Annotated in this window: 25 protein-coding genes; 16 read left to right on the plus strand and 9 right to left on the minus strand. The window is 65.4% G+C overall.

Annotated features, from left to right (window positions below; all coding sequences use genetic code 11):
- The first annotated feature begins 158 nt into the window (after positions 1 to 158).
- The 9 genes from XH92_RS33470 (at position 159) to XH92_RS33510 (ending at position 10,277) form a co-directional block, all read left to right on the plus strand.
- Positions 159 to 920: a crotonase/enoyl-CoA hydratase family protein gene (locus XH92_RS33470; protein WP_194455948.1), complete on the plus strand. Its 762-nt coding sequence runs from the start codon at positions 159 to 161 to the stop codon at positions 918 to 920.
- Between the two features lie 76 nt (positions 921 to 996).
- Positions 997 to 2,667 (plus strand): bifunctional UDP-sugar hydrolase/5'-nucleotidase, encoded by a 1,671-nt coding sequence (locus XH92_RS33475; protein WP_194455949.1) that lies wholly within the window; start codon positions 997 to 999, stop codon positions 2,665 to 2,667.
- Between the two features lie 215 nt (positions 2,668 to 2,882).
- Positions 2,883 to 3,809: a histone deacetylase family protein gene (locus XH92_RS33480; protein ID WP_194455950.1), complete on the plus strand. Its 927-nt coding sequence runs from the start codon at positions 2,883 to 2,885 to the stop codon at positions 3,807 to 3,809.
- Between the two features lie 124 nt (positions 3,810 to 3,933).
- The gene (locus XH92_RS33485) at positions 3,934 to 4,185 is read left to right on the plus strand and encodes an exodeoxyribonuclease VII small subunit (RefSeq protein ID WP_028334494.1); all 252 of its coding nucleotides are present in this window, start codon (positions 3,934 to 3,936) and stop codon (positions 4,183 to 4,185) included.
- A 655-nt stretch (positions 4,186 to 4,840) separates the two neighbouring features.
- Positions 4,841 to 6,769, plus strand: a complete 1,929-nt coding sequence (gene dxs / locus XH92_RS33490) for a 1-deoxy-D-xylulose-5-phosphate synthase (protein WP_194455951.1) — start codon at positions 4,841 to 4,843, stop codon at positions 6,767 to 6,769.
- Positions 6,770 to 6,807: 38 nt separating this feature from the next.
- Positions 6,808 to 7,371: a nucleoside 2-deoxyribosyltransferase gene (locus XH92_RS33495; protein ID WP_194455952.1), complete on the plus strand. Its 564-nt coding sequence runs from the start codon at positions 6,808 to 6,810 to the stop codon at positions 7,369 to 7,371.
- Complete coding sequence (locus XH92_RS33500; RefSeq protein ID WP_194455953.1) at positions 7,368 to 8,141, plus strand: TlyA family RNA methyltransferase; 774 nt, start codon at positions 7,368 to 7,370, stop codon at positions 8,139 to 8,141. Before XH92_RS33495 ends, XH92_RS33500 begins: the two co-directional genes overlap by 4 nt.
- Complete coding sequence (locus XH92_RS33505) at positions 8,134 to 9,375, plus strand: class I SAM-dependent RNA methyltransferase (protein ID WP_194455954.1); 1,242 nt, start codon at positions 8,134 to 8,136, stop codon at positions 9,373 to 9,375. Before XH92_RS33500 ends, XH92_RS33505 begins: the two co-directional genes overlap by 8 nt.
- Before the next feature lie 53 nt (positions 9,376 to 9,428).
- Entirely contained in the window at positions 9,429 to 10,277 is an 849-nt protein-coding gene (locus tag XH92_RS33510) for a nucleotidyltransferase domain-containing protein (protein ID WP_194455955.1), read from the plus strand.
- A 94-nt stretch (positions 10,278 to 10,371) separates the two neighbouring features.
- On the opposite strand, the gene XH92_RS33515 is transcribed toward XH92_RS33510, so the two are convergent.
- Complete coding sequence (locus XH92_RS33515) at positions 10,372 to 11,223, minus strand: DUF1194 domain-containing protein (RefSeq protein ID WP_194455956.1); 852 nt, start codon at positions 11,221 to 11,223, stop codon at positions 10,372 to 10,374.
- Between the two features lie 257 nt (positions 11,224 to 11,480).
- On the opposite strand from XH92_RS33515, the gene clpS reads away from it, so the two are divergent.
- Together clpS and XH92_RS33525 are read left to right on the plus strand one after the other, a co-directional pair.
- Positions 11,481 to 11,786: an ATP-dependent Clp protease adapter ClpS gene (clpS, locus tag XH92_RS33520; protein WP_024580653.1), complete on the plus strand. Its 306-nt coding sequence runs from the start codon at positions 11,481 to 11,483 to the stop codon at positions 11,784 to 11,786.
- A 90-nt stretch (positions 11,787 to 11,876) separates the two neighbouring features.
- Positions 11,877 to 12,638 (plus strand): hypothetical protein, encoded by a 762-nt coding sequence (locus XH92_RS33525; RefSeq protein WP_246787814.1) that lies wholly within the window; start codon positions 11,877 to 11,879, stop codon positions 12,636 to 12,638.
- Between the two features lie 70 nt (positions 12,639 to 12,708).
- On the opposite strand, the gene XH92_RS33530 is transcribed toward XH92_RS33525, so the two are convergent.
- From XH92_RS33530 to XH92_RS33545, 4 genes are all read right to left on the minus strand, one after another.
- Entirely contained in the window at positions 12,709 to 13,596 is an 888-nt protein-coding gene (locus XH92_RS33530; protein WP_194455957.1) for a DMT family transporter, read from the minus strand.
- A 12-nt stretch (positions 13,597 to 13,608) separates the two neighbouring features.
- Complete coding sequence (locus tag XH92_RS33535) at positions 13,609 to 14,802, minus strand: adenylate/guanylate cyclase domain-containing protein (RefSeq protein ID WP_194455958.1); 1,194 nt, start codon at positions 14,800 to 14,802, stop codon at positions 13,609 to 13,611.
- Positions 14,803 to 14,845: 43 nt separating this feature from the next.
- A complete protein-coding gene (gene aroC / locus XH92_RS33540; RefSeq protein WP_194455959.1) occupies positions 14,846 to 15,934 on the minus strand; it encodes a chorismate synthase in 1,089 nt (362 codons plus the stop codon).
- A gap of 75 nt (positions 15,935 to 16,009) precedes the next feature.
- Positions 16,010 to 16,609: a histidine phosphatase family protein gene (locus XH92_RS33545; RefSeq protein WP_194455960.1), complete on the minus strand. Its 600-nt coding sequence runs from the start codon at positions 16,607 to 16,609 to the stop codon at positions 16,010 to 16,012.
- Positions 16,610 to 16,782: 173 nt separating this feature from the next.
- Here XH92_RS33545 and XH92_RS33550 point away from each other — a divergent pair, with 173 nt between their 5' ends.
- Positions 16,783 to 17,271, plus strand: a complete 489-nt coding sequence (locus XH92_RS33550; RefSeq protein ID WP_194455961.1) for a sigma-70 family RNA polymerase sigma factor — start codon at positions 16,783 to 16,785, stop codon at positions 17,269 to 17,271.
- A gap of 67 nt (positions 17,272 to 17,338) precedes the next feature.
- The gene (locus XH92_RS33555; RefSeq protein ID WP_194455962.1) at positions 17,339 to 18,103 is read left to right on the plus strand and encodes an anti-sigma factor; all 765 of its coding nucleotides are present in this window, start codon (positions 17,339 to 17,341) and stop codon (positions 18,101 to 18,103) included.
- Positions 18,104 to 18,491: 388 nt separating this feature from the next.
- Here XH92_RS33555 and XH92_RS33560 read toward each other — a convergent pair whose 3' ends face one another.
- Both XH92_RS33560 and XH92_RS33565 read right to left on the minus strand, forming a co-directional pair.
- Entirely contained in the window at positions 18,492 to 19,451 is a 960-nt protein-coding gene (locus tag XH92_RS33560) for a DnaJ C-terminal domain-containing protein (RefSeq protein WP_194455963.1), read from the minus strand.
- 124 nt (positions 19,452 to 19,575) lie between these two features.
- Positions 19,576 to 19,983, minus strand: a complete 408-nt coding sequence (locus tag XH92_RS33565) for an RT0821/Lpp0805 family surface protein (protein WP_194455964.1) — start codon at positions 19,981 to 19,983, stop codon at positions 19,576 to 19,578.
- A gap of 108 nt (positions 19,984 to 20,091) precedes the next feature.
- Here XH92_RS33565 and pdxH point away from each other — a divergent pair, with 108 nt between their 5' ends.
- Both pdxH and XH92_RS33575 read left to right on the plus strand, forming a co-directional pair.
- Entirely contained in the window at positions 20,092 to 20,733 is a 642-nt protein-coding gene (pdxH, locus tag XH92_RS33570; protein WP_194455965.1) for a pyridoxamine 5'-phosphate oxidase, read from the plus strand.
- 147 nt (positions 20,734 to 20,880) lie between these two features.
- Entirely contained in the window at positions 20,881 to 21,633 is a 753-nt protein-coding gene (locus tag XH92_RS33575) for an SDR family NAD(P)-dependent oxidoreductase (RefSeq protein WP_194455966.1), read from the plus strand.
- A gap of 135 nt (positions 21,634 to 21,768) precedes the next feature.
- Here the strand turns inward: XH92_RS33575 and XH92_RS33580 are convergent, their stop codons facing one another.
- Positions 21,769 to 21,990, minus strand: a complete 222-nt coding sequence (locus tag XH92_RS33580) for a hypothetical protein (RefSeq protein ID WP_194455967.1) — start codon at positions 21,988 to 21,990, stop codon at positions 21,769 to 21,771.
- 130 nt (positions 21,991 to 22,120) lie between these two features.
- Positions 22,121 to 23,098 carry a magnesium transporter CorA family protein gene (locus XH92_RS33585; RefSeq protein ID WP_194455968.1) on the minus strand — a complete coding sequence of 326 codons (978 nt, stop codon included), beginning with the start codon at positions 23,096 to 23,098 and terminating at the stop codon, positions 22,121 to 22,123.
- Between the two features lie 362 nt (positions 23,099 to 23,460).
- Between XH92_RS33585 and XH92_RS33590 the strand changes: the two genes are divergently transcribed.
- On the plus strand, positions 23,461 to 24,138 hold the full coding sequence (locus XH92_RS33590; RefSeq protein WP_194455969.1) for a L,D-transpeptidase: 678 nt from the start codon (positions 23,461 to 23,463) through the stop codon (positions 24,136 to 24,138).
- Positions 24,139 to 24,143 lie beyond the last annotated feature (5 nt).

A 24,143-nucleotide genomic window follows, 5' to 3' on the forward strand; every position in this document is an offset into this window, starting at 1 on the left:
ATTCCGGTTAACTGCATTGCGTCGGCCTCATGCTCGCCCAGGGGGAAAAGCGATCCAGAACACTTGGGACCTGCACTGGATCATGTAGGATAGCGGTCGCGACCTCCGCCGGCGACGCTGCCGGCCGACGCTCGGATCGCATACTTTGGGACCGCTTGATGACCGCGCATGTCATAGTCACCGACGAAGTCGCCACACGGGTGATCCGGCTGCGCAGGCCCGAGAAGAAGAACGCGATCACCCAGGAGATGTTTCGCGCGATCAGCGATGCGATCGACAAGGCGCAGAACAATCCGAAGATCCGCTGCCTGATCATCACCGGCGGCTCCGGCGTGTTCACCGCGGGCAACGACATCGAGGATCTGCTCGAGCAAGGCACCTCGACCGGCGAGACGCCGCCCGCTTCCGACCTGGTCAAGTTCCTGTATTCGTTGGCCCACAACGTGAAGCCGATCATCGCCGCCGTCGACGGCGTCGCGATGGGCATCGGCACCACGATGCTGTTTCACTGCGACTACGTGCTGGCGAGCAAGACCGCGCTGTTCTCGACGCCGTTCTCCAATTTCGGCCTGGTACCGGAAGGCGCCTCCAGCCTGCTGATGCCGCGCACGATGGGCCATCAGCGCGCCTTCGCGATGCTGGTGATGGGCCGCACCATGTCCGCCGACGACGCCCGCGTCGCCGGGTTCGTCAACACCGTGGTGGCGCCCGGGCATGCCGAGGTCGAGGCGCACAAGGTGGCGCGCGAGATCTGCGCGCTGCCGGCAGATGCGGTGGCGATCTCGCGCCGCCTGATCCGGCTGCCGCCCGAGGACGTCACCCGTCGCATCGAGCAAGAGAACCATCTGTTCAGCGAACGGATGCGCTCCAAGGAGGCGGTCACCGCCTTCAGGGCGTTCATGGCACGTCCGAAGGATTGAAACGAAGCGTCGCAAAATTGTTGTGGCGTCGCGCCATGATCGTGTGCTCCATGATCGTGGACGCCATGGACAGGTCATGAGACAGCCCCGCCTTACGCCCCTCGCCGCGCTCTGTGCGCTCGGATTGGCCGCAGCGAACCCCTGCCTGGCGCAGAGCGCCGCGCCAGTGAGCCTGCGCATCCTCGCGATCAACGATTTCCACGGTTACCTGCGGCCGCCACCGGGCGGCATCCGCATCACCGATCCAGCCGATCCAACCAGGAAGATCATGGTGCCCGCCGGCGGCGCCGAGCGCGTGGCGACCGTCGTCAAGCAGCTGCGCGAAGGCCACAGGAACAACGTCTTCGTCGCGGCCGGCGACCTGATCGGCGCCAGCCCGTTCCTGTCGGCGATGTTCCACGACGAGCCGACCATCGAGTCGCTCTCGATGATGGGACTTGCGATCTCGTCGGTCGGCAATCACGAATTCGACGAGGGCAAGGACGAGCTGTTGCGGATGCAGAATGGCGGCTGCCACCCGGTCGACAAATGCCAGGGGCCGCATCCATTCACGGGGGCCAAATTCCGCTATCTCGCCGCCTCCACGATCGACAAGGCCACCGGCAAGCCGGTGTTTCCGCCCTATGAGATCAAGGAATTCGACGGCGTGCCGGTGGCCTTCATCGGGCTCACACTAAAGAACACCCCGAACCTGGTCTCGCCGGCCGGCGTCGCCAGCTTCGAATTCCGCGACGAGGCTGACACCGTCAACGCGCTGGTCCCCGAATTGAAGGCGAAGGGCATCGAAGCGATCGTGGTGCTGATCCACGAAGGCGGCTTTCCGACCGGCGACTACAATGAATGCCCCGGCATCTCGGGGCCGATCGTCGACATCGTCAAGAAGTTCGATAAGGCGGTCGACGTCGTGATCTCCGGCCACACCCACCAGGCCTATGTCTGCGAGATCGACGGACGGCTCGTCACCTCAGGCGACAAATACGGCACGCTGGTCACCGCGATCGACCTTCAGCTCGATCCGAAGACCCATGACGTGATCAGCGCCAAAGCCGACAACACCATCGTGAAGATTTCAGGCACGGCCAAGGACCCCGAGCAGAGCGCGCTCCTTGAATCCTACGACCGGCTCGCCGCGCCGATCGCCAACCGCGCGGCCGGCTTGGTCACCGAAACGTTGTCGCGCACGCCGGCCGAGACCGGCGAGAGCGTGCTCGGCGACATCGTCGCCGACGCGCAGCTCGCTGCGACGGCTGCGGAGCCGAATGGCGGCGCGGTGATCGCCTTCACCAACCCCGGCGGCGTGCGCACCGACATCGTCAAGCGCGAGGACGGTGCCGTCACCTATGCCGACATCTTCGCCAGCCAGCCGTTCCGCAACCAATTGGTGACGATGACGCTGACCGGCAAGCAGCTCAAGGACGTGCTGGAGCAGCAATGGGCCGACCCGAAACGGCCGCGCGCCCTGCAGGTCTCGAAGGACTTTGCCTATGCGTGGGACGCGAGCAAGGGCGACGGCGCGCGCATCATCGCCGCGCGGATGTCGCTCGACGGCAAGCCGATCGATCCGGCCGCGAGCTACCGCGTCACCGTGAACAATTATCTCGCCGAGGGCGGCGACGGCTTCACGGTGTTCAAGCAAGGAACGGCGCAGCAGTTCGGGATCTACGACGTCGATGCGCTCTATGCCTACTTCAAGGCCAACAGCCCGGTCGGCCCAACCGCGGGCAAGCGGATTGAGCGGATCAACTGAGTAAGGCTTCGCATAGGGAACACTCCTGTTTCCCCGTCGTTGCGAGGAGCGTAGCGACGAAGCCATCCATGCTTCCGAGCGCTGACAACGGATTGCTTCGCTTCGCTCGCAATGACGAGGAAAGAGCTTGCCTTAATCTAGGCCTTTCCGGGGGGCCGCTAACGGCCTAGATTAGGGTACTCCTCGCACGCGCCGCCATTGCGCCGGGAATTTGCATGACACTGCTTCTGACGCACCCCGCCTGCCTCGACCATTTGACCCCACCCGGACATCCCGAACGCCCCGACCGGCTGCGCGCGGTTGCCGAGGTGCTCGGCGAAGACCGCTTCAAGGCGCTGGTGCGCGACCTCGCGCCGGAAGGCGACCTCGACACGGTGCTGCTCTGTCACGGTGAACACTATGTCGGCGAACTGCGCCACATCGCGCCGACCTCCGGCATGATCTATATCGACGGCGACACCTCGATGTCGCCGGGCACCTGGGAAGCCGTGATGCGCGGTGTCGGCGGCGCGGTGGCGGCGACCGATGCTGTCATGGAGGGCAAGCATCAGAACGCCTTCGTCGCGGTGCGCCCGCCCGGGCACCACGCCGAGAAATCGACGCCGATGGGCTTCTGCTTCTTCGACAATGTCGCGATCGCCGCGCGCCACGCGCAGCGCAAATACGGCATCAAGCGCGCCGCGATCATCGATTTCGACGTCCATCACGGCAACGGCACGCAGGATATCTTCTGGGCCGATCCGACCGTGATGTACTGCTCGACGCATCAGATGCCGCTGTTCCCCGGCACCGGCGCGGCAGGCGAGCGCGGCGAGCACGACACCGTCGTCAACGCGCCGCTGGCGCCCGGCGACGGCGGCGCCAAATTCCGCTCCGCCTTCGAGAACCTGATCCTGCCACAGCTCGAGAAGTTTTCCCCCGAACTCATCCTCATCTCGGCGGGCTTCGACGCGCATCACCGCGATCCCTTGGCCTCGATCAACCTGACCGGCGAGGATTTCGGCTGGGTCACGCGCAAGCTGATGGACCTCGCCGAGAAGAGCGCCGGCGGCCGCGTCGTCTCGGTGCTGGAGGGCGGCTACGACCTCGAGGGCCTGAAAGAGTCGGTGGCATCTCACGTCACCGCATTGATGGGCGCGTGAATCCCCGCCACAATACGCCCGCAAAAATTCGATTGATTCTGCGCCGGGGCGTGCATGGCCCGCGACAGGTCATGCTGGACGACAAGATCCGATCACGGTCTGATCGGCGCACTGGGAACATATAATGGCCGAAAACACTCAAGCCGACGTCAAGAAGCTCTCCTTTGAACGCGCGATCGAGGAACTCGAATCGATCGTCAAGCGGCTCGAGGACGGCAAGGTCCCGCTTGAGGAATCGGTCGCGATCTATGAGCGCGGCGAGGCGCTGAAGCGGCGGTGCGAGGAATTGCTGCGCCAGGCCGAAGCCCGCGTCGACAAGATCACCACCGATGCCTCGGGCCAGCCGACCGGCACCGAGCCGCTCGACGTGCAGTAGCGGCACGAGAGCGTTTTCGCGCGAAGTGGCTGCCGGTTCGCGTGAAGAAAACGCGTCAAAACAAGAATCTGATCTAGGGCCCCGTTCCGATGGCGTCGGACCGTGGCTCTCGGCGCCCGGACGCCGCGATCATGCGGCACGATGCCCACTACGGCGGGCGATTGTTGCTGTGCATTTCCGGTGATCGATACCGCCGCGGGGCGACCGCAGCGATCGGGCACTGCTGCGAATCGGGCCGATCCGGACCGTCCCGCCTGCCGCTAAAATAGCCAAAATGGAACCCAACTCCGGCCCAGGCATTGAAAAGTCTAATCTTTTCGGAACGGCGCATAGGAACCCTGCGCCGCCTATCGGGTTGGCTTTGGCTGCGGCTTTAGTGTAATGCTTCCAGTTCTATGGGCATTTGAGAGTGGTGGGCGGCCCGATTTTTCGGGCGGCATGCATCTCAAATGGTTCGACAAAACTGAACCGGGACGGGTGAAGAGCGACCAAGGTGATGCATATCACGTGGTCCAATCCGGAGTGAATCTAGGCTTACAACCAGGCAGGGCCTGCCGGGACGGCACCCAGTGTCTGGCTTTCGCTGCGCGGTGAGCGCGCCAACCCATCTCGCGTCGGGCCGTTCGTTCCGACAGGCAAAAATTGGAAATTCGCTGTGACCACATTTAGTAAAACGCCGCTTCTTGACACTATTCACACGCCGGATGACCTGCGCAAGCTGAAGGTCGAGCAGGTGCGGCAGGTTGCCGACGAGCTCCGCCAGGAAACCATCGACGCCGTGTCGGTGACGGGCGGCCATTTCGGCGCCGGCCTCGGCGTGGTCGAACTGACCACCGCCATCCACTACATCTTCGACACCCCGCGTGACCGCCTGATCTGGGACGTCGGCCACCAGGCCTATCCGCACAAGATCCTGACCGGTCGCCGCGACCGCATCCGCACCCTGCGCACCGGCGGCGGCCTCTCCGGCTTCACCAAGCGCACCGAGAGCGACTACGATCCGTTCGGCGCCGCGCACTCCTCGACCTCGATCTCGGCCGGCCTCGGCATGGCGGTGGCGCGCGACCTCTCCGGCGGCAAGAACAACGTTATCGCCGTGATCGGTGACGGCGCGATGTCGGCGGGCATGGCTTATGAGGCGATGAACAACGCCGGCGCCATGAACTCGCGCCTGATCGTGATCCTCAACGACAACGACATGTCGATCGCACCGCCGGTCGGCGCGATGAGCGCCTATCTGTCGCGCCTCTACTCCGGCAAGACCTACCGTTCGCTGCGCGAGGCCGCCAAGCAGATCAATAAGCGCCTGCCGAAGATCCTCGCCAATCGAGCCAACCGCGTCGAGGAATATTCCCGCGGCTTCATGATGGACGGCGGCACGCTGTTCGAGGAGCTCGGCTTCTACTATGTCGGCCCGATCGACGGCCACAATCTCGACCATCTGCTGCCGGTGCTGAAGAACGTCCGCGACATGGAGACGGGGCCGATCCTGGTTCACGTCGTGACCCAGAAGGGCAAGGGCTACGGCCCGGCCGAGGCTTCCGCCGACAAGTACCACGCCGTCGTCAAGTTCGACGTCGCGACCGGCACCCAGGCCAAGGCCAAGCCGAACGCGCCGGCCTACCAGAACGTGTTCGGCCAGAGCCTCGTCAAGGAAGCCCAGAAGGATGACAAGATCGTCGCCATCACCGCGGCGATGCCGTCGGGCACCGGCGTCGATATCTTCAACAAGGCGTTCCCGGACCGCACCTTCGACGTCGGCATCGCCGAACAGCACGCGGTGACCTTCGCCGCGGGCCTTGCCACCGAAGGCTACAAGCCGTTCTGCGCGATCTATTCGACCTTCCTGCAGCGCGGCTATGACCAGGTGGTCCATGACGTCGCGATCCAGAGCCTTCCGGTCCGCTTCGCGATCGACCGCGCCGGCCTGGTCGGCGCCGACGGCGCGACCCATGCCGGTTCGTTCGACAACGCCTATCTCGGCTGTCTGCCGAACATGGTGATCATGGCCGCCTCCGACGAGGCGGAAATGGTCCACATGGTGGCGACCCAGGTTGCGATCAACGATCGTCCGAGCGCGCTGCGCTATCCGCGTGGCGAAGGCCGCGGCGTCGAGATGCCGGAAGTCGGCGTTCCCTTGCCGATCGGCAAGGGCCGCATCGTCCGCGAAGGCAAGCAGGTCGCGCTGCTGTCGTTCGGCACCCGCCTCGCCGAGTGCGAGAAGGCCGCCGACGAGCTGGCGGCCCATGGCCTCTCCGCGACGATCGCCGACGCGCGCTTCATGAAGCCGCTCGACGAAGAGATGATCATGAAGCTCGCCCGCGACCACGAGATCCTGATCACCATCGAGGAAGGCTCGATCGGCGGCTTCGGCTCGCATGTCATGCAGTTCCTGTCCGACAACGCGATGCTCGACAGCGGCATGCTCAAGTTCCGCTCGATGATCCTGCCCGACGTGTTCCTCGACCACGACTCGCCGGCGGCGATGTATGCCCGTGCGGGTCTCGACGCCAAGAGCATCGTTGCCAAGGTCTTCGAGACGCTCGGCAAGGACTACAAGACCGAGACCGTCAAGCTCGCGTAATCGCTTCGGGCGGCGCCTGTTGTGGTGCCGGCAAGTCCATGAAAATCTATCTGGCAGGTCCTGACGTGTTCCTGCCGGACGCCGTGGAGATCGGCCGCCGCAAGGCGGAGGTTTGCGCCTATCACGGGCTGACCGGGCTGTATCCGCTCGACAACAGCATCAATCCCACGGTCGCCGGCGCCTCGCTCACCATCTTCAAGAGCAACGAGGCGATGATGGAGTCTGCCGACGCCATCATCGCCAATTTGACGCCGTTTCGCGGCCCCAGTGCCGACGCAGGCACCGTCTACGAACTCGGCTACATGGCGGGACGCGGCAAGCTGTGCCTCGCCTATTCGAACGATCCCACGTCCTACGCCAATCGCGTGGCGCGGCTGCAGCAGGTCGTGCCGGCATCCGACGGACGCCTGATCGACGCGGAGGGGCTGACGGTGGAAGAGTTCGGATTGCCGGACAATCTGATGATGATGCACGCGCTCGATCTGCACGGCAGTCCGCTGGTGACGCCGCGAGAGCCTGCGACCGACCTGTGGCACGACCTCACCTCCTTCGAGGCCTGCGTGCGGCTCGCCGCCGCGCAGCGCCGGCAAGCTGCCAAATGACCAAGCAAGTGACCAAGGCGGGCGACAACGACAACAACGCCTCCGGCGGCAAGCGCATCGACGTGCTGCTGGTCGAGCGCGGCCTGTTCGAGAGCCGGGCGCGCGCGCGCGCCGCGGTCGACGCCGGCCTCGTCACCGCCGACGGCAAGCCGATTGCGAAGGCATCCGAACTCGTCGCGCCCGGCGCCGAGCTCACGGCCGAGCCGGCGCACCCCTATGTCTCGCGCGGCGGCGTCAAGCTCGCCGGCGCGCTGGAGCACTATCCGATCGACGTCGAAGGCCATGTCTGCCTCGATGTCGGCGCCTCGACCGGCGGCTTCACCGAGGTGCTGCTCGCCAACGGCGCGAGCCTCGTCTTCGCCATCGATGTCGGCCATGGCCAGTTGCATCCCTCGCTGCAGGGGCATCCGAAGATCGTCTCCATGGAGGAGACCGACATCAGGAATTTCGAGGGCAAGCGGCTGCCGGCGCGCCCCGACGTCGTCGTGATCGACGTCAGCTTCATCTCGCTGAAGCTGGTGCTGCCGGTAGCGCTGTCGCTGGCCGCCGCGCCGATGCACCTGCTGGCGCTGATCAAGCCGCAATTCGAGGCGGCGCGCAAACACTCCAAGCGCGGCGTCATCCGCAACGCGATGGTGCATCAGGAGATCTGCGACGACATCGCTGCCTTTGCCGCCTCGCTCGGGTGCACCGACATCCAGGTGTTCCCGTCATCGATCACGGGCGGCGACGGCAATATCGAATTCTTCCTCGGCGCACGCCGTGGCTGAGCTTCTCACCATCGACCATGTCGGCCATCGCGGCGACGGCGTCGCGATCGATCGCGCGCAGCCGATCTTCGTCCCCTACACGCTGGCCGGCGAAACGGCCGAGGTCGAAGCCGTCCCGGGCAATCATCCCGACCGCCGGCGGCTGGTGCGGGTGACGCAGCAAAGCCCGGAGCGGATCGCGCCGTTCTGCCCGCATTTCGGCGTCTGCGGCGGCTGCGCGATCCAGCACTGGAGCGACGCGCCCTATCACGCCTGGAAGCGCAACATCGTGGTCGAGACGCTGACGCAGGCGAAGATCGCGACCGAGGTCGCGCCGCTGCTCGACGCCCATGGCGCCGGCCGCCGCCGCGTCACGCTGCATGGTCGCATGGGCACCCACGAGGTCCTCAAGGTCGGCTTTGCTGCTGCCGGCTCGCACGACATCATTCCGGTCGACCGCTGTCCGATCCTCGACCCGGCGCTCGACGGCGCGCTCGAGGCGGCCTGGGCCACGGCCGAGCCGCTGATTGCGATCGGCAAGCCGCTCGACATCCAGGTGACCGCGAGCCTCAACGGCCTCGACATTGACGTGCGCGGCTCCGGCGCGCTGCCGACCAGCCTGATCACCACTTTGTCGCGGGTCGCGGAGAAACACCGGCTGGCGCGCCTGACACGGCATGGCGAACTGGTGCTGCAGCGCGCTTCGCCCGACGTTGCGATCGGCAAGGCGAAAGTCGTGCTGCCGCCGGGCTCGTTCCTGCAGGCGACTGCCAAGGGCGAGGAGACGCTTGCGACGCTGGTGCGCGAGCATTGCGGGCGCGCCAAGCACGTCGCCGACCTGTTCTGCGGCGTCGGCCCGTTTGCGCTCCGGCTCGCGGAGAAGGCGCGGATCGCGGCCTTCGACAGCGACGCGGGTGCGATCACGGCGCTGCAGAGGGCCGCGCAATCGACACCGGGGCTGAAGCCGCTCAAGGCCGAAGCGCGCGACCTGTTCCGCCGCCCGCTGATGCCGCAGGAGTTGCGCGACTATGACGCCGTCGTGTTCGACCCGCCCCGGCAGGGCGCGCAGGCGCAGGTCACCCAGCTGGCGGCGAGCAAGGTGCCGGTAATCGTCGCGGTATCCTGCAATGCCGCGACGTTTGCACGCGACGCAAAGATCCTGATCGATGGCGGCTACAAGATCGCCGGTGTCACCCCTGTCGATCAGTTCCGCCACACTCCGCATGTCGAGCTGGTGGCGCGCTTCGCACGCTGAGGCATCGTTGCGGCTATCGCAGCGTGCGGTGGTCTCGTTATAGTCCGCATCGCATGTCCCACGATTCACTGCTCGCACGCATCATTCCCGTCCTCGCCGGCGTGCCGGGCGTCGCCGCCATCGTGCTCGGCGGCTCACGGGCGCGCGGCACGGCGCACGAGGCCTCCGACACCGATCTCGGCCTCTACTATCGGAACAGCGCAGCGCTGGATATCGACCGGCTGCGCGCAGCGGTGACGGGCCTTGTCGACGATCCCGCCGCCGTCCATGTGACGCCGGTCGGCGAGTGGGGCCCCTGGATCGTCGGCGGCGCCTGGCTCAGGATCGGCGGCCGCAAGGTCGACCTACTCTACCGCAGCATCGAAGAGGTCGCCGACGTCATCGATGCCTGCCGCAGCGGCGAGATCAGCATGCACTACCAGCCGGGGCATCCGCACGGCTTCTGTTCGGCGATCTGGACGGGCGAGGTCGCGCTGTGCCGTGCCTTGCATGATCCGGATGGCCTCGTCGCGGCGCTGAAGGCCAAGACCGCACCCTACCCGCATGCGCTGCGCGACGCCCTGATCCGGCGCTTCCAATGGGAAGTCCTGTTCAGCATCGAGAATGCCGAGCTCGCGGTGCCGCGCGGCGACAGCACGCATATCGCCGGCTGCGCCTATCGCGCGCTGGGCTGCATCGCGCAACTGCTGTTTGCACGGAACGGGCAGTATCTAATCAACGAAAAGGGCGCGCTGGCGCAGGCGGCAAATCTTCCTGTGACGGTTCGTGGCCTCGCCGGGCGCGTTGCCGAGGTGTGGCGGCAGATCGGCGCCGCCGAGCACGGGGCCGCCATGCAAACGCTCCGCGAACTCGAGCGCGACGTTCGCGAGATTTGTACTTCGGGGTTAGGCGAAGAACCGTAGGATGGGTAGGGCGTAGCGAAACCCATCAAGCTGCGACCGAGTGGAGAAATGATGGGTTTCGTTTCGCTCTACCCATCCTACGCGAGCGCGATCGTTACCGCCCCCAGCGATCCTGCCAGATCTTCTCGCCGATCGTGCAACTGACCCGCGGCTCCTTGTCGGCGGTCCGCACGACGGGGCGCTCGGGGGTGCGGCCGGCGACTTCGAGCAGCAGCTTGGTGCGGATCGCCTCCTTGAACTTCTCGCGATCCTTGATCGACACCACGAAGGAGCCTGGCCCGCCGATCACGCAATCCTCGTAGTAGTAGTCGAGATTCTCGATATCCATCGTCGAGTAGGACGGCTCCTTTACCATGATCGGCAGGCCGTTGATGACGATACCCTTGTCGAGTGCCGCATCGCGCGCCGGCGTGATCGGCGTGCCGTTGTTGTTGGGGCCGTCGCCGGAAATGTCGATCACACGGCGCAGGCCGCGATGCGGATTCTCGTCGAACATCGGGATCGCGAAATAGATCGCGCCGGAGATCGAGGTGCGCGAGGCGCGGCGCACCGGCGTCTTCATGATCTCGGCGGAGACCGCGTCGGCGGATTCGGGACCGTCGATCACCCGCCAGGGAATGATCACCTTCTGGTCGTTGGAGGCGGCCCATTCGAAATAGGTGATCGAGATCTTGCCGTTCGGACCGGCTTTCAGCGCCTGCAGGAAATCCTTGGAAACGATCGCCTGCGCATAGCCCTCGCGCTGGATCGCAAGCTCGTCCATGTCCATCGAATAGGAGACGTCGACCGCGATGATCAGCTCGATGTCGACGCTCGGCGTGGATTCCTTTTCGGCGATGCGCTGGCCGGGCTGAGTTCCCGGGCTGGGCGCGGCAACACCGGCCACATCGCCGCTGGCCAACATGCCTGCGACAAGCACCGCTCCGATCGAGACATACCAGCGCATTGCGGCCCTCCCGTCGTGTCCTGTCATGGTGACACGCAAATCAGGCGGCGAAAAGCGCAGATATCATCTGTCCTTCACATTCAGGTTAGAGGCCTGCAGGTTAGTCGCTGCAGGTCGGACGCTTGCAGGCCAGACAGCAGTTGCCACGCATGAGGCAACGCGCGCCGTGCCGTTGCCGCAATGACGCCGTGCAAATCGAACGGTTCCAACACGCGCGAGAAGACGGTATTCTTACGGGGCAATCGCGAGGGAGTGCGATGCCTGATAGCGTCGTCAAACCGAAAACCAGGACCAAGACCAAGGTCGAGCGACCACGCCTGCACAAGGTGATCCTGGTCAACGACGACTACACGCCGCGCGAATTCGTCGTCACCGTGCTGAAGGGCGAATTCCGCATGACCGACGACCAAGCCTACAAGGTGATGCTGACCGCGCACCAGCGCGGCGTCTGCGTGGTCGCGGTCTTCACCAGGGACGTCGCCGAGACCAAGGCGACGCGCGCCACCGATGCCGGCCGCGCCAAGGGCTACCCGCTGCTGTTCACCACCGAGCCCGAGGAATAGCGCGCCAGCGCCAGTTTGCCGCAGGCCTTGCCGCGAATTTTATCGATCGCAGCGACCCCTGCTTTAAGGTTCGCGTGGCACGAACGCGGCATGACCATCGCACTGCGCCAACAGCTTTCACTGCGGAAGACCCGCCCGGAAACCTCGTTCGGTCCGTTCCGTCCTCTGCCCGCTTTGCCTTGGCTCGTCATGGCAACGGCGATACGAATCGTCGGCTTTGGCAAGCCCGGCCTGATCGTGCCTGCCCTGGTGCTGGCCGACGTCTGCGTGCTGCTCGCCTTCTTCGCCACGGCGCGGGACTCGATCCAGGCTGCCGGAGGCCAATCATCGCTCGGCGAATTGACGCTGGGCGAGCAGATCAAGCTGTCACTGTCGATCCTGTGGCGGATCGTGCTCGTGATAATCATCGCGACACTCGCCACTGCCGCGATCGGCTTCTCGTCGTTTGCACCGCACCTGCTGTGGGGTCTCGATGGCATGGCGTTCGATCAGGGCGCCGATCTCGGGCGATTTTGGAGTGCCGCGATCGCCGCACTGGTGCTGCTGATCATCGTCAACGCGGAAGCCAATGGCGGCCGCGTTGCGCTGTTTGCCGCGGTCAAGGACCTTGGACGGCACGCGCTCTGGCTGGGCGCCGCGGTGCTCTTTCTAGGCGCGATCAACGTTGCGCTCGGTTACGGGCAGGGCCTGGTTCGCACCGCGATCTGGCACTTCTGGCAGATCGCGATGGTGGGCCAGCCGCTCAAGAACCTCGTCTACGTCGTCTTCATCTTCAGCTTCGCAATGCTGCGGCTGTGGATCACGCTGACGATCCTGACCTTCGGCCTGAAGCAGTCTTACGCCCGCGGCTAGGGTTCTTGTTTCGACGCGTTTTCTTCACGCGAACCGGTACCCACCTTCGTTCGAACGCTCTAGCCGGCCATCACGGCTCGGCCGGCCGCGCGAGCTGCGCCCGCTGACCGAGCACAATGTCGGCGACCACCGCACCCATCACCAGCGCGCCGCCGATCAGGGCGCGGAGCGACGGCACCTCGGCAAACGCCAGCCACACCCAGAACGGCATCAGCGGCGTTTCGAGGGTTGCGATCAGCGAGGCCTGCGCCGATGGCAGCAACCTCGAGCCGACCGTGAACAGGGTGAGGCCGAGACCGACCTGGCACGCGCCGAACATCGCAAGCACGCCGAGATCGGCGCCGCTGACCGCGCCGATGCCGAGCCCCAACGGCAGGCTCACGGCGCTGCCGAGAAAGTTCGAGAGCGCCGCGGCAGCGATCATCGGCGTGCCCCTGTGCCGGCGGATCACCACCGTCATCAGCGAAATCGCCAGCACCATCACGCAGGCAAGGCCGATGCCCCTGTAATCCGTGATGGCAGCGGCGCCGCTGACGGTGATGGCCACCCCCGCGAGCGCGACGAGGCTTGCCAGCAATGTGCCGGGCCGCGCCCGCTCGCCGAGCCAAAGCCAGGCGATCGCGGCCGCCGCAAACGGCTGCATCGCGATCAGAATGGCGACATTGGCGACGCTGGTCTGTTGCAGCGCCGGAATGAACGTCACCATGCCGAAGGTCGAGAGGCCGGCCACCAGCCATCCGCTCACGGGCATCGCGATCAGATCGCGCACGCCGCGGCGGCCCTGTGTGGCGACCAGGAACAGCGCGATCGCGCCGCCCCCGAACAGCCCGCGCCAGAACAGGATGGTCCAGGAATCGAAGTGCAGCAGCCGGGTGAAGAACGGCGCAGTGCTCCAGGCCGCAGCGGCGGCCACGACCAGCGCGATCCCGGTGCGATGCTGCGCGGCTGCGTCAGTCACGTCGCACCGACACTAGCTCGCAGCCGCAACCGGCGCCTCGTCGAACAGGCCGTAGACCCGCTCCGCCTTGGCAAATCCCGCGATCGGAAACTCGCCGAGATCGCTCCAGCCGCCGTCGTGCATGCCGGCGAAGCGCTCGGAGGCCACGACGGTGCGGCCGAGACGGCCGGCGATCTTCTCCAGGCGCGCGGCAAGATTGACCGCCGGACCGATGCAGGTGAAGTCGAGCCGGTTGCCGCCGCCGATATTGCCATAGAGCACGCGCCCGAGATGCAGCGCGACGCCGAAACGGAAGCGCTCGACCGCATCGCCATTGGGGAATTGCAGCGCCTCGACCCCGGCGCGGGATGCGCGTGCCGCCTCCAGCACCCGCGAGCAGACCTGCACCTCGTCGCCGAGATATTCGTCGACCGGGAACACCGCGAGCAGGCCGTCGCCCATGAATTTCAGCACCTCGCCGCCATGGTCGCGGATCGCGGTCACCTGGCAGTCGAAATAGAGGTTGAGGATCTCGACCACCGTCTCTGCCGGCAGACGGTCCGACAGCGCGGTGAAGCCGCGCAGGTCGGACAGCCAGATCGCGGCATCCATCGTGTCGGCATGGCCGCGCCGGATCTGGCCACCCATGATGCGCTCGCCGGCCCGGTTGCCGACATAGGTGTCGAGCAGCAGCGAGGCGGTGCGGCGCAGCGTGACGATCTCGATATAGCGCGACAGCGGGACGGTGATCGAGCGGATCGCATCCAGCTGCTCATCGGTGAAGCCGCCCGGCTGCTTGGTGGTCCAGCTCGAGGCGTTGGGAGGGCCGGCGGTGTTGATCAGCGGCACCGCGATATAGTCGGTGACGCCCTCCTCCTGCAGGTCCACGACAATCGGAAAGCGTTTGCTGGCGGGGTCGTCGAGCCGCGCACGCACTTCAACGCCCTGCTTGAAGACGATCGACAGCGGGCTGACGGCATATTCCGGGGAGTCCTCGATGTTGTGTCCGACGGTGCCGGTCTCGACCTCGGCGCCCGGCTTCCAGAAGAAATGGCGGCCGTAGATCTCGGGATGCAGCGTGCGCACGAAGACGCCGATGCGCCACAGCGGCAGGCCGGCCCGTGTCAGGCGTTCGCAGCATTCCGCCATCATCTGCGCCGGGGTCGGCGCCGATCGTGCGCCGCCGATCATCCATTCGATGATGTCCCGAAGCTCCGACGCGTTCATGGCATTCCCCAGGGCAGTCTGTCGACCGCCACTATATAGGGGATCAGCGCCCGGTCTGCCCGCGGTCGCGCAGAAAATGATCGGCCAGGACGCAGGCCATCATGGCCTCTCCCACCGGCACCGCGCGGATGCCGACGCAGGGGTCGTGGCGGCCCTTGGTCAGGATGTCGGTATCGGCGCCCTTGCGGTCGACGGTGCGGCGCGTGGTCAGGATCGAGGACGTCGGCTTGACCGCAAAGCGCACCACCACCGGCTGGCCGGTTGAGATGCCGCCGAGCACGCCGCCGGCATGGTTGGACAGGAAGCGCGTGCCGTGGTTGCCGGTCCGCATCTCGTCGGCGTTCTCTTCACCGGTGAGCTCGGCGGCGCCGAAGCCGGCACCGATCTCGACGCCCTTGACCGCGTTGATGCTCATCATCGCCGAAGCCAGATCGCTATCGAGTTTGGCGTAGATCGGCGCGCCGAGCCCGGCCGGCACGCCCTCGGCGACGACCTCGATGACGGCGCCGATCGAGGAGCCGCTCTTCCTGATGCCGTCGAGATAGCTTTCGAAGAACGCCGCCTTGTCCTTGTCGGGGCAGAAGAACGGGTTGTTGGCGATCTCGTCCCAGTCCCACTTCTCGCGGTCGATCTTGTGCGGCCCCATCTGCACCAGCGCGCCGCGCACCTTCACCCCGGGCAGCACCTTGCGCGCGATCGCACCGGCCGCCACGCGGGTCGCGGTCTCGCGCGCCGAGGAGCGCCCGCCGCCGCGATAGTCGCGCAGGCCGTATTTCGCTTCATAGGTGAAGTCGGCATGGCCGGGGCGGAACTTGTCCTTGATCTCGGAATAATCCTTCGAGCGCTGATCGGTGTTCTCGATCAGCAGCGCAATCGGCGTGCCGGTCGTGACCTGCACGCCGCTTTCCGGATGCGCCATCACGCCGGACAGGATCTTCACCGCATCCGGCTCCTGGCGCTGGGTGGTGAAGCGCGACTGGCCGGGCCGGCGGCGGTCGAGGTCGTGCTGGATCTCCTCCACCGTTAGGGGGATCAGCGGCGGACAGCCGTCCACCACGCAGCCGATCGCGACCCCATGGCTCTCGCCGAAGGTTGTGACGCGGAACATATGGCCGAAAGTATTGAAGGACATGGCGTGTGGTAACGCGCGGGGTCGGCAGCGTCAAACGGGTTTCATGCCCCCGAGGACGTGGCTGGCCGGGCGTTCTTAACTATACTTCCGCAGGCCCTGCTCACCGAACACGTAGACCGCGCCCTGCTCGATCGTGAGGTCGGCAGCCGAGGCGGGAGTCTCGAAGCCGAGCGCCACCATAAGCGCCCGCGCCGTGCCGCCGTGGGCGACGGCGACCGTGTCCGACGTCACCGAGCGGTACCAATTTGTCATCCGCGCCTGCACGTCGACATAGCTCTCGCCGCCCTCCGGCGCGACCTGCCACTTCTCGGCGAGACGGCGGGCATAGACCGCGGGGTCGGCGGCCTGCGCTTGCGCCAGCGTCGAGCCTTCCCACGTCCCGTAGGCGATCTCGCGCAGCCTGTCGTCGAGGGCGTAGTCGCCCGGCGGCAGGCCAAGCTCGGTGCGCACCAACTCCATGGTCGCGCGCGCCCGGATCAGCGGACTTGCGACGAACGGCAGCGCCTTGTTGTCACGGCCGTCGCGCGCCAGGAGATCGGCGAGGATGCGCCCGGCACGTGCCGCCTGGGCGCGGCCGCGCTCGTTGAGAGCAATATCCTGCACGCCCTGAAGCCGGCCTTCGGCGTTCCATGAGGTCTCGCCGTGACGGATGTAGTAGATCGTTGGCACCGGCAATCGCTTCGAATTTTTCCGACCCGGACGTACACCAGCGCTTCGGCCGGCGACAAGCCCTAATCAGCCGCAGCCGAGGCGGTATGCGCACAGGTCGGTGCAACCGGAATAGCCACGCCGTTAGGGTGTTATGTTGGACAAGGCGGTTATCGCCGAGACCATCGAAGACTGGATGCATGACCGCGTTTCGTCAAAGTGTCGAAGCCATGATACCGGCGCTCCGCCGCTATGCGCGCGCGCTGGCGCGAGACACGGATATCGCCGACGATTTGGTGCAGGACACGCTGGTGCGCGCGCTGCGCTCGGAACGGCTGTTCCTCGGCGGCGACGTCAGGAGCTGGCTCTATACGATCCTGACCAACCTGAACAAGAACCGGCGGCGCTCGCTGGCGCGGCGTCCGGCCTTCATGCCGCTGCTCGACAACAATGCCGACGCCAGCGGCACCGAGGCCGAGGGACGCGACATCGAGCGCGCGCTGTCGACGCTGGTCGAGGAGCAGCGCTCGGTGCTGCTGCTCGTGATGCTGGAGGGCATGAGCTACCGCGAGGTCGCCGACATCCAGGGCGTGCCGATCGGCACGGTGATGTCCCGCCTGGCCCGCGCGCGCGCGCATGTGCGGGCATCGATCGAGGGCCAGCGCCCGGCGCTGAGGCGGGTGAAATGATAATGTGCGCGATGACAGGCATGACGCATGAGCGATTTTCGAACAAGATTTGGCAGAGACGACTGATATGACCGACCCGAACATCCCCGTCACCGAAGACGAGCTGCACGCTTACGTCGACAACGAATTGCCGGCCGAACGCCGCGGCGATGTCGAGGCGTGGCTCGCCACGCATCCCGACGACGCGGCACGGGTGCAGTCATGGCGCGCGATGGCCGAGACATTGCATGCGCGCTACGACACGGTGCTGGACGAGGCGGTGCCGAAGCGGCTCGAGCTCGAGCGGCTGGTGCGCCAGCCGCGGCGCTGGGTCTATGGCGCGGTGGCGGCGACGCTGATGGCCTTCATCGCCGGCGGCGGCGTCGGCTGGATCGCGCGCGGCGCCTCCGCGACGCCATCGACCTTCCAGAGCTTCACACTCGACGCGCTCGATGCGCACCGGCTCTACGTGGTCGAGGTCCGCCATCCCGTCGAGGTGCCCGGCAGCGAGCGCGACCATCTGCAGCAATGGCTGACCAAGCGCTGCGGCTGGGATGTCCGCGCGCCGGAGCTGTCCGGGCTGAAGCTGGTCGGCGGCCGCCTGCTGCCCGGCCCGAGCGGACCAGCGTCGTTCCTGATGTATGAGAGCACGTCCGGCGAGCGCTTCACGGTCTACACCGCCAAGGCCAAGACCGAGGCGACCCAGATGCGTTATGCCGCGCAGGGCAGCGACGGCGCGCTGTTCTGGGCCGATCGCGGCGTCGCCTATGTCGTCAGCGGCGGTACCGACCGCAGCCGGCTGACCCAGGTCGCGCAGTCCGTCTACGATCAGATGGAGAAGAACGGAGGCTGATCTCCCGTAATTTTACGGGAGATCATGTCGCGAAAATTGTGCCGTTTCGAGTAAGTGAATCCAGCCTCAGCCGGCGTCCCAATTCCGACATTGAAAACTTCGATTCGCGTCATCGACGCGTCTCATTATCGCACCGGATGTTCACGCGAAGATGATCTGCGCCCGATCCGCCGATCGGCGCACGCGGCCTCGATTGGGGTTTTGTGTACCGCGCTGGTCCCCCTCTCGAGGCCGCACTCCTTTTCCGCCATCCGGTCTGCACACCGCAGACCAGAAGTTCGGACGGCCGATCATCCTTTGACGCGCTCACGGCGCGGCGTCTACCCCGATAGAGTCCGGGGTAGTTGCAGTTTCGCGTCTTCGCGTCTCTGGGGCGCGCCCTCGGCGGTCAGCCGAGATCGCTGCGCGGATTGTAGGGGTTACGCTCCCGCCACGTCTGCATCAATGCCTCAAGCTCGGCATCGTTCCCGTCGGGAAGGATGATACGGGTCGTGACGTAGAGGTCGCCGACAGCCCCCGCCTTCGGCAGCCCCTTGCCCTTGAGGCGGAAGGTACGGCCGCTCGAGGTGTTCTTCGGGATCGACAGCTCGACCGCGCTGCCGAGCGTCGGCACGCGGACCTTGCCGCCCAGCACCGCCTCGTAAAGGGTCACAGGCAGATCGATCCTGAGATCATTGCCGTCGACCTTGAAGAACGGATGCGGCGCGATCGAGATCGTGATCAGGAGGTCGCCGGGCGGGTGGCCTTGCGCGGTGTCGCCCTGGCCCTTCAGCCGGATCTGCTGGCCGGCGGTTACGCCGGGCGGAATCTTGACGTTGAGCTCGCGGCCGGTCGGCAGGCGGACGCGCTTGTCGCCGCCCCTCACCGATTCCTCCAGCGACACCGTCATCGCGACCGAAAGATCGAGGTCGACGCCGACCCCGCCGCCATCGAATTCAAACGGGCTGGCCCGCCCCGCGCGCGCGCCCCCGCCGCCACGCGCGGCGTTGCCGAACATGCTGTTGAGGATGTCCTCGAAGCTGCCGCCGCCCATGCCGCCGCCGGGGCCGCCGCGGAAACTGTACTCGAAGCCGCCGGGACCGGCACGGCCGCCAGCGCCGCCGCCAGCGAAGCCCTGGAAGCGCGGCTTGCCCTCGGCATCGATCTCGCCGCGGTCGAACTGCTTGCGCTTGTCCTCGTCGCCTACGATCTCGTTGGCCGTGTTGATCTCGGCAAAGCGAGCAGCCGCCTTGGGGTCGTTCTTGTTGTTATCCGGGTGATGCTTCTTGGCGAGCTTGCGATAGGCGCTCTTGATCGTCGCAGCGCTGGCGCTCCGCTGCACCCCCAAGACCTCATAGGGGTCGCGCATCCGTCACGTCTCCTTCACGGAAAAATCGGTTTGGCCGGGAACCCATCCGGGCCCACTTTGCCTTGATGTGGGGGCTCAGTGGCATTTTTGCAACTAGATCGGCGGGCACCACCTGCCGGAACTTTCAGGATTTGCTCCAAGGCTTCAGGCTCTGGATTTGCCACCGCCCCTGTCCGGCCTTGCAGGCGGCGCCCTGGAGCCAAGTCTCGGTGGCTCCATTAACATAGCTGGCGAGGAAATCCCGGCACGTCTTGCCGTCCTCGCCCGAATAGGCCTGGGCCAGCGGCGTCACCGAGCCGCGCGCGCCGGTCTGGGGATTTTCCCAGGGCTGGCTGGAATCCTTGTCGCCCTTGGTCAGCACGTCGGAGGCGGCGTTGCGGGCAAAGGCGAGATCACTGTCGGTCGGCATCGCCGCGCTGACCGGGGTCGGGCTGATCGAGCCCGTCACATCCTTGTCGTCCATCCTGGCGAAGCCATCGGTGCGCGACAGGCTGCAGCCGCTTGCGCCGACGCCGATCAGGATCAAGGTCACCACCGCGCCCGCGGGGTGGATCGCCGATAGGCCAACGCGCCCCCATGCCCTATATAGGGCTAGAAGCGCGCTCTCGGACGCGGGCGAATGCAAATCGGGACTCCTGACATGACCGACACGACCTCCATCAAACACCCGACACCGTTAACATCGGGTGATTTCACCGCGGCGGAGGAGCCGTTCGCCCTGTTCGGCGAATGGTTTGCGGAAGCGGTCAAGTCCGAGCCGAACGATCCTAACGCGATGGCGCTCGCAACCGTCGATGCCGACGGGCTGCCCGACGTGCGGATGGTGCTGATGAAGGGCTTCGATGCCGACGGCTTCGTGTTCTACAGCCACATTGCCAGCGCCAAGGGCCGCGAATTGGCCGCAAACCCTAAGGCCGCTTTACTGTTTCACTGGAAATCGCTGCGCCGCCAGGTGCGCATCCGCGGGCCGGTGACGCCGGTGACCGATGCCGAGGCCGACGCCTATTTCGCCACGCGGCCGAAGCAGGCGCAGATCGGCGCCTGGGCCAGCAAGCAATCGCAGCCGCTGGAGAGCCGCTTCGCCTTCGAGCAGGCGATCGCCAAGGCCGGCGCGAGATACGTCATCGGCGAGGTGCCGCGCCCGCCGGGCTGGAGCGGCTGGCGGATCACGCCCCAGCGCTTCGAGTTCTGGCACGACCGCCCGTACCGCCTGCACGACCGCATCGAATTCCGCCGCGACGGCGCCGGCAGCGCCTGGTCGAAGGTGCGGCTCTATCCCTGAAAAACCGCGATCGTCATGGCCGGGCCAAACTGCGAAGCGCGTCTTCGTGTAAGATGACCTCGGCCATCGACGTCCTGATCCCCAATCGTTCGAAGACGTCGATATCAGGCACGGCGCCGTGCGTGGCGAAAACGAAAGAAACCGTCGATGACCCGCCCATCCAATGCACCGCGGCGCACGCTGCTCCTGACCGGCGCGAGCCGCGGCATCGGCCATGCCACCGCGATCCGGTTTTCATCCGCCGGCTGGCGCGTCATCACCCTGTCGCGGCATGCCTTCCCGGAGGTTTGCCCCTGGGGCGCCGGGCCGGAGGATCACATCGAGGTCGATCTCGGCAGCCATGATGACACCGTGCGCGCGATCTCCGAGATCCGGCAGCGGCTCGACAACGACGAACTGCACGCGCTGGTCAACAATGCCGCGATCTCGCCGAAGGCGCCCGGCGGCGGCCGGCTCGGCACCATGGACACCGACATCGAGACCTGGACCCACGTCTTCCACGTCAACTTCTTCGCGCCGATCATGATCGCGCGCGGACTGATCGAGGAATTGAAGCATGCCAAGGGCGCGGTGGTGAACGTCACCTCGATCGCCGGCTCGCGCGTGCATCCGTTTGCCGGCGCGGCCTACGCGACGTCGAAGGCGGCGCTTGCCGCGCTGACGCGCGAGATGGCGTCGGACTTCGGCCGCGTCGGCGTTCGCGTCAACGCGATCGCGCCGGGTGAGATCGACACCTCGATCCTGTCGCCGGGCACCGAGAAGATCGTCGATCAGCAGATCCCGATGCATCGCCTCGGCACCCCGGACGAGGTCGCCAAGATCATTTACGTTCTCTGTACAGAGACCAGCTCTTACGTGAACGGTGCGGAAATCCACATTAACGGTGGTCAGCACGTCTGAGCTTGGGATGAGCCGCAATTTCGGGAAGGGAAGGTTTGAGGCGATCCCGGCCGCCGCCGCGGCCGTCATGCTGGGATTGCTTCTCTTGCAGGCGTAACGACGCAAACGAGGCTTCTGCCTCCGAGGCTTCGGCCTCTAGTCTGCGTAAAACCGACGCGTCTTCTTCTCGGGCTGCCGCAGCGCGATGTCGTTCAACGCGCTGGAGCATTCGTCTTCGTCCTCGCCATCCAACATCGCAGCGCCACAGTAACGGCAAAGTCTCGGCGAGATCGCCTGCACCTTGCCTGCTGCGCGGTCCTGTTGATAGCGCGCAAAGTCGATGACGTTACGCCGTGGCGTTATGATCTTCTCAACCATTGCTGTCCTCCGGCTTCGAGGCGGGCGTTATCGCAGACAAGTTTCGCCCAAACGTTCAGCGCAACACTCAAATTTTAGCAGAGGAAATAAGGCAGAAAACGCGTCCCAAAACGCGACGTGTGGAACTCGCCTACAGCCACTTTTTCCACTTGAAGATCCAGTACGGCACGATCGCCGCGATCAACATCAGCACCAGTGCGTACGGATAGCCGTGCGCCCATTCGAGTTCCGGCATGATCTTGAAATTCATGCCGTAGATCGAGGCAATCAGCGTCGGCGGCATCAGCACGACAGCCATCACCGAGAACAGCTTGATGATGTTGTTCTGTTCCAGATTGACAACGCCGAGCATGGCATCGAGCACGAAGGTGATCTTGTTGGAGAGATAGGACGCGTGGTCGGTCAGTGAGGCGACGTCACGCTGCATGGTCTTGAGCTGCTCGCGCATGTCCTTGGACCATTTCACGCCTTCCACGATCGCCGAAAGGAACGTGACGAGGCGGCCGATCGAGACCAGGCTTTCGCGGACCTTCGAGGTCAGGTCGCCCTTGCGCCCGATCGCGATCAGTATCTGGGAATATTGCTTGGCGTGGCCGTGGCGTTCGCTCTCCGGCTCGAAGATGTCGTGCGAGACCTGGTCGATGTCCGCGCCGCAGCGCTCGAGGAGGTCGGCGCAGCGGTCGATCACCGCATCCAGCAGTTCCATCAGCACCTGCTCGCCGGTGATGCTGGGGGCGCAGGCGCGGGCCAGCTTGTTCTCGACCAGCGCGAACGGCTTCGGCAGGTCGTAACGCACCGTGACCAGGCGATGGCTGGTCAGGATGAAGGTGACCGCCGTGGTGCGCGGCATGTCGGTGTCGGACTGGCACATCAGCGTCGCGGTCATGTAGCGCGCGCTGTTCTCGATATAGAGCCGGCTGGAGATCTCGATCTCCTGCATGTCTTCCCGGGTCGGAACCGCGATCCCCGCGAGCTTCTCGACGGCCCGGTCCTCCTCCACGGTCGGGTTCACCAGGTCAACCCAGACCGCGCCCTCCGGCAGCGCGCCGAGGTCGGTGGCGGCGGCCTTCTTGAGGGAGAAATCGGAGGGAACGAACACCGACAGCATCACGGACTCCGAGACACAGGATTGGAAACAGGGCTGGCAAGACCCGTCGACTTAGCGCGATTCTGGCTGGCGCTTCATGACCGGGACATTAACCGGACATCCACCTTTGTGGCGGCCAGGTGGCGGTGAATGTGACGTTGAGACGGCTTCGATTGAACAACCGTTGCCTGTTTGCACAAAAACTGGCCCCACACCAGAAGACTTGCGGCAAAAAAGCCACAGACGACGTCCCGCGATGCGGGAAAGGCATCTAAAGTCTGGGAATAATGGCACGTTTCGGCAATAATGCCCCATATGGAATCGTGGCGTTTGGGGCGTAATCTTGGCGCTTTGAGACGCGGATTTTCGATTGGAATGTAATCATGTCGTCGCTCAAAGTTACCTTCGGGATCCTGGCCGCGGGCCTGATGTTGTCGGGCTGCATGCAGGCCACGACCTATGAGGCAACCAACACTGCCGCCTTCAAGCCGCGTGACAAGGAACTCCTGGCCAAGACCACCTACGTCAAGACGCCGGTCGCCGAACCGTTCCGTCGCGCCATCGTCGAGTATCACCGCAAGGAAGCCGCCGGCTCGATCGTGGTCGATTCCGACAACCATTACCTCTACTACGTGCTGAACGACGGCAAGGCGATCCGCTACGGCATCACCGTCGGCGAAGAAGCCATGGCTTGGTCCGGCATTGCCAAGGTCGGCAGCATGACCGAATGGCCGGCCTGGCATCCCACCCCCGGCGAAATCTCGCGCCTCGGTGTTCCGACCTTCGTGGCACCCGGCCCGGACAATCCGATGGGCTCGCGCGCGATGTATCTCTACTCGGGCGGCAAGGACACGCTGTTCCGCATCCACGGCACCAACCAGCCGGAATACATCGGTTCCTCGATCTCCTCGGGCTGCATCCGCATGACCAACGAGGACGTCATCGACCTCTACAACCGCGTCAAGCTCGGCACCATCGTCGTGGTGCTGGAGCCGAAGCACGGCGACTCGCCCTACAAGCCGCAGATGGCGCTGCAGGGCGGCGGCAACGTCCCCTACTGATCACG

The sequence above is a fragment of the Bradyrhizobium sp. CCBAU 53421 genome (assembly GCF_015291625.1).
Taxonomy (GTDB): Bacteria; Pseudomonadota; Alphaproteobacteria; order Rhizobiales; family Xanthobacteraceae; genus Bradyrhizobium.

Bases quoted from the DNA above. Each gene is read 5' to 3' on its own strand.
- XH92_RS33585 (WP_194455968.1), bottom strand. From the start codon at position 23,098: ATGCTGTCGGTGTTCGTTCCCTCCGATTTCTCCCTCAAGAAGGCCGCC.
- XH92_RS33510 (WP_194455955.1), top strand. From the start codon at position 9,429: ATGTCCCACGATTCACTGCTCGCACGCATCATTCCCGTCCTCGCCGGC.
- XH92_RS33495 (WP_194455952.1), top strand. From the start codon at position 6,808: ATGAAAATCTATCTGGCAGGTCCTGACGTGTTCCTGCCGGACGCCGTG.
- XH92_RS33475 (WP_194455949.1), top strand. From the start codon at position 997: ATGAGACAGCCCCGCCTTACGCCCCTCGCCGCGCTCTGTGCGCTCGGA.
- XH92_RS33470 (WP_194455948.1), top strand. From the start codon at position 159: ATGACCGCGCATGTCATAGTCACCGACGAAGTCGCCACACGGGTGATC.
- pdxH (WP_194455965.1), top strand. From the start codon at position 20,092: ATGACCGACACGACCTCCATCAAACACCCGACACCGTTAACATCGGGT.
- XH92_RS33535 (WP_194455958.1), bottom strand. From the start codon at position 14,802: ATGAACGCGTCGGAGCTTCGGGACATCATCGAATGGATGATCGGCGGC.
- aroC (WP_194455959.1), bottom strand. From the start codon at position 15,934: ATGTCCTTCAATACTTTCGGCCATATGTTCCGCGTCACAACCTTCGGC.
- XH92_RS33485 (WP_028334494.1), top strand. From the start codon at position 3,934: ATGGCCGAAAACACTCAAGCCGACGTCAAGAAGCTCTCCTTTGAACGC.
- XH92_RS33560 (WP_194455963.1), bottom strand. From the start codon at position 19,451: ATGCGCGACCCCTATGAGGTCTTGGGGGTGCAGCGGAGCGCCAGCGCT.
- clpS (WP_024580653.1), top strand. From the start codon at position 11,481: ATGCCTGATAGCGTCGTCAAACCGAAAACCAGGACCAAGACCAAGGTC.
- XH92_RS33590 (WP_194455969.1), top strand. From the start codon at position 23,461: ATGTCGTCGCTCAAAGTTACCTTCGGGATCCTGGCCGCGGGCCTGATG.
- XH92_RS33550 (WP_194455961.1), top strand. From the start codon at position 16,783: ATGACCGCGTTTCGTCAAAGTGTCGAAGCCATGATACCGGCGCTCCGC.
- XH92_RS33580 (WP_194455967.1), bottom strand. From the start codon at position 21,990: ATGGTTGAGAAGATCATAACGCCACGGCGTAACGTCATCGACTTTGCG.
- XH92_RS33575 (WP_194455966.1), top strand. From the start codon at position 20,881: ATGACCCGCCCATCCAATGCACCGCGGCGCACGCTGCTCCTGACCGGC.
- XH92_RS33555 (WP_194455962.1), top strand. From the start codon at position 17,339: ATGACCGACCCGAACATCCCCGTCACCGAAGACGAGCTGCACGCTTAC.
- XH92_RS33480 (WP_194455950.1), top strand. From the start codon at position 2,883: ATGACACTGCTTCTGACGCACCCCGCCTGCCTCGACCATTTGACCCCA.
- XH92_RS33515 (WP_194455956.1), bottom strand. From the start codon at position 11,223: ATGCGCTGGTATGTCTCGATCGGAGCGGTGCTTGTCGCAGGCATGTTG.
- XH92_RS33525 (WP_246787814.1), top strand. From the start codon at position 11,877: ATGACCATCGCACTGCGCCAACAGCTTTCACTGCGGAAGACCCGCCCG.
- XH92_RS33500 (WP_194455953.1), top strand. From the start codon at position 7,368: ATGACCAAGCAAGTGACCAAGGCGGGCGACAACGACAACAACGCCTCC.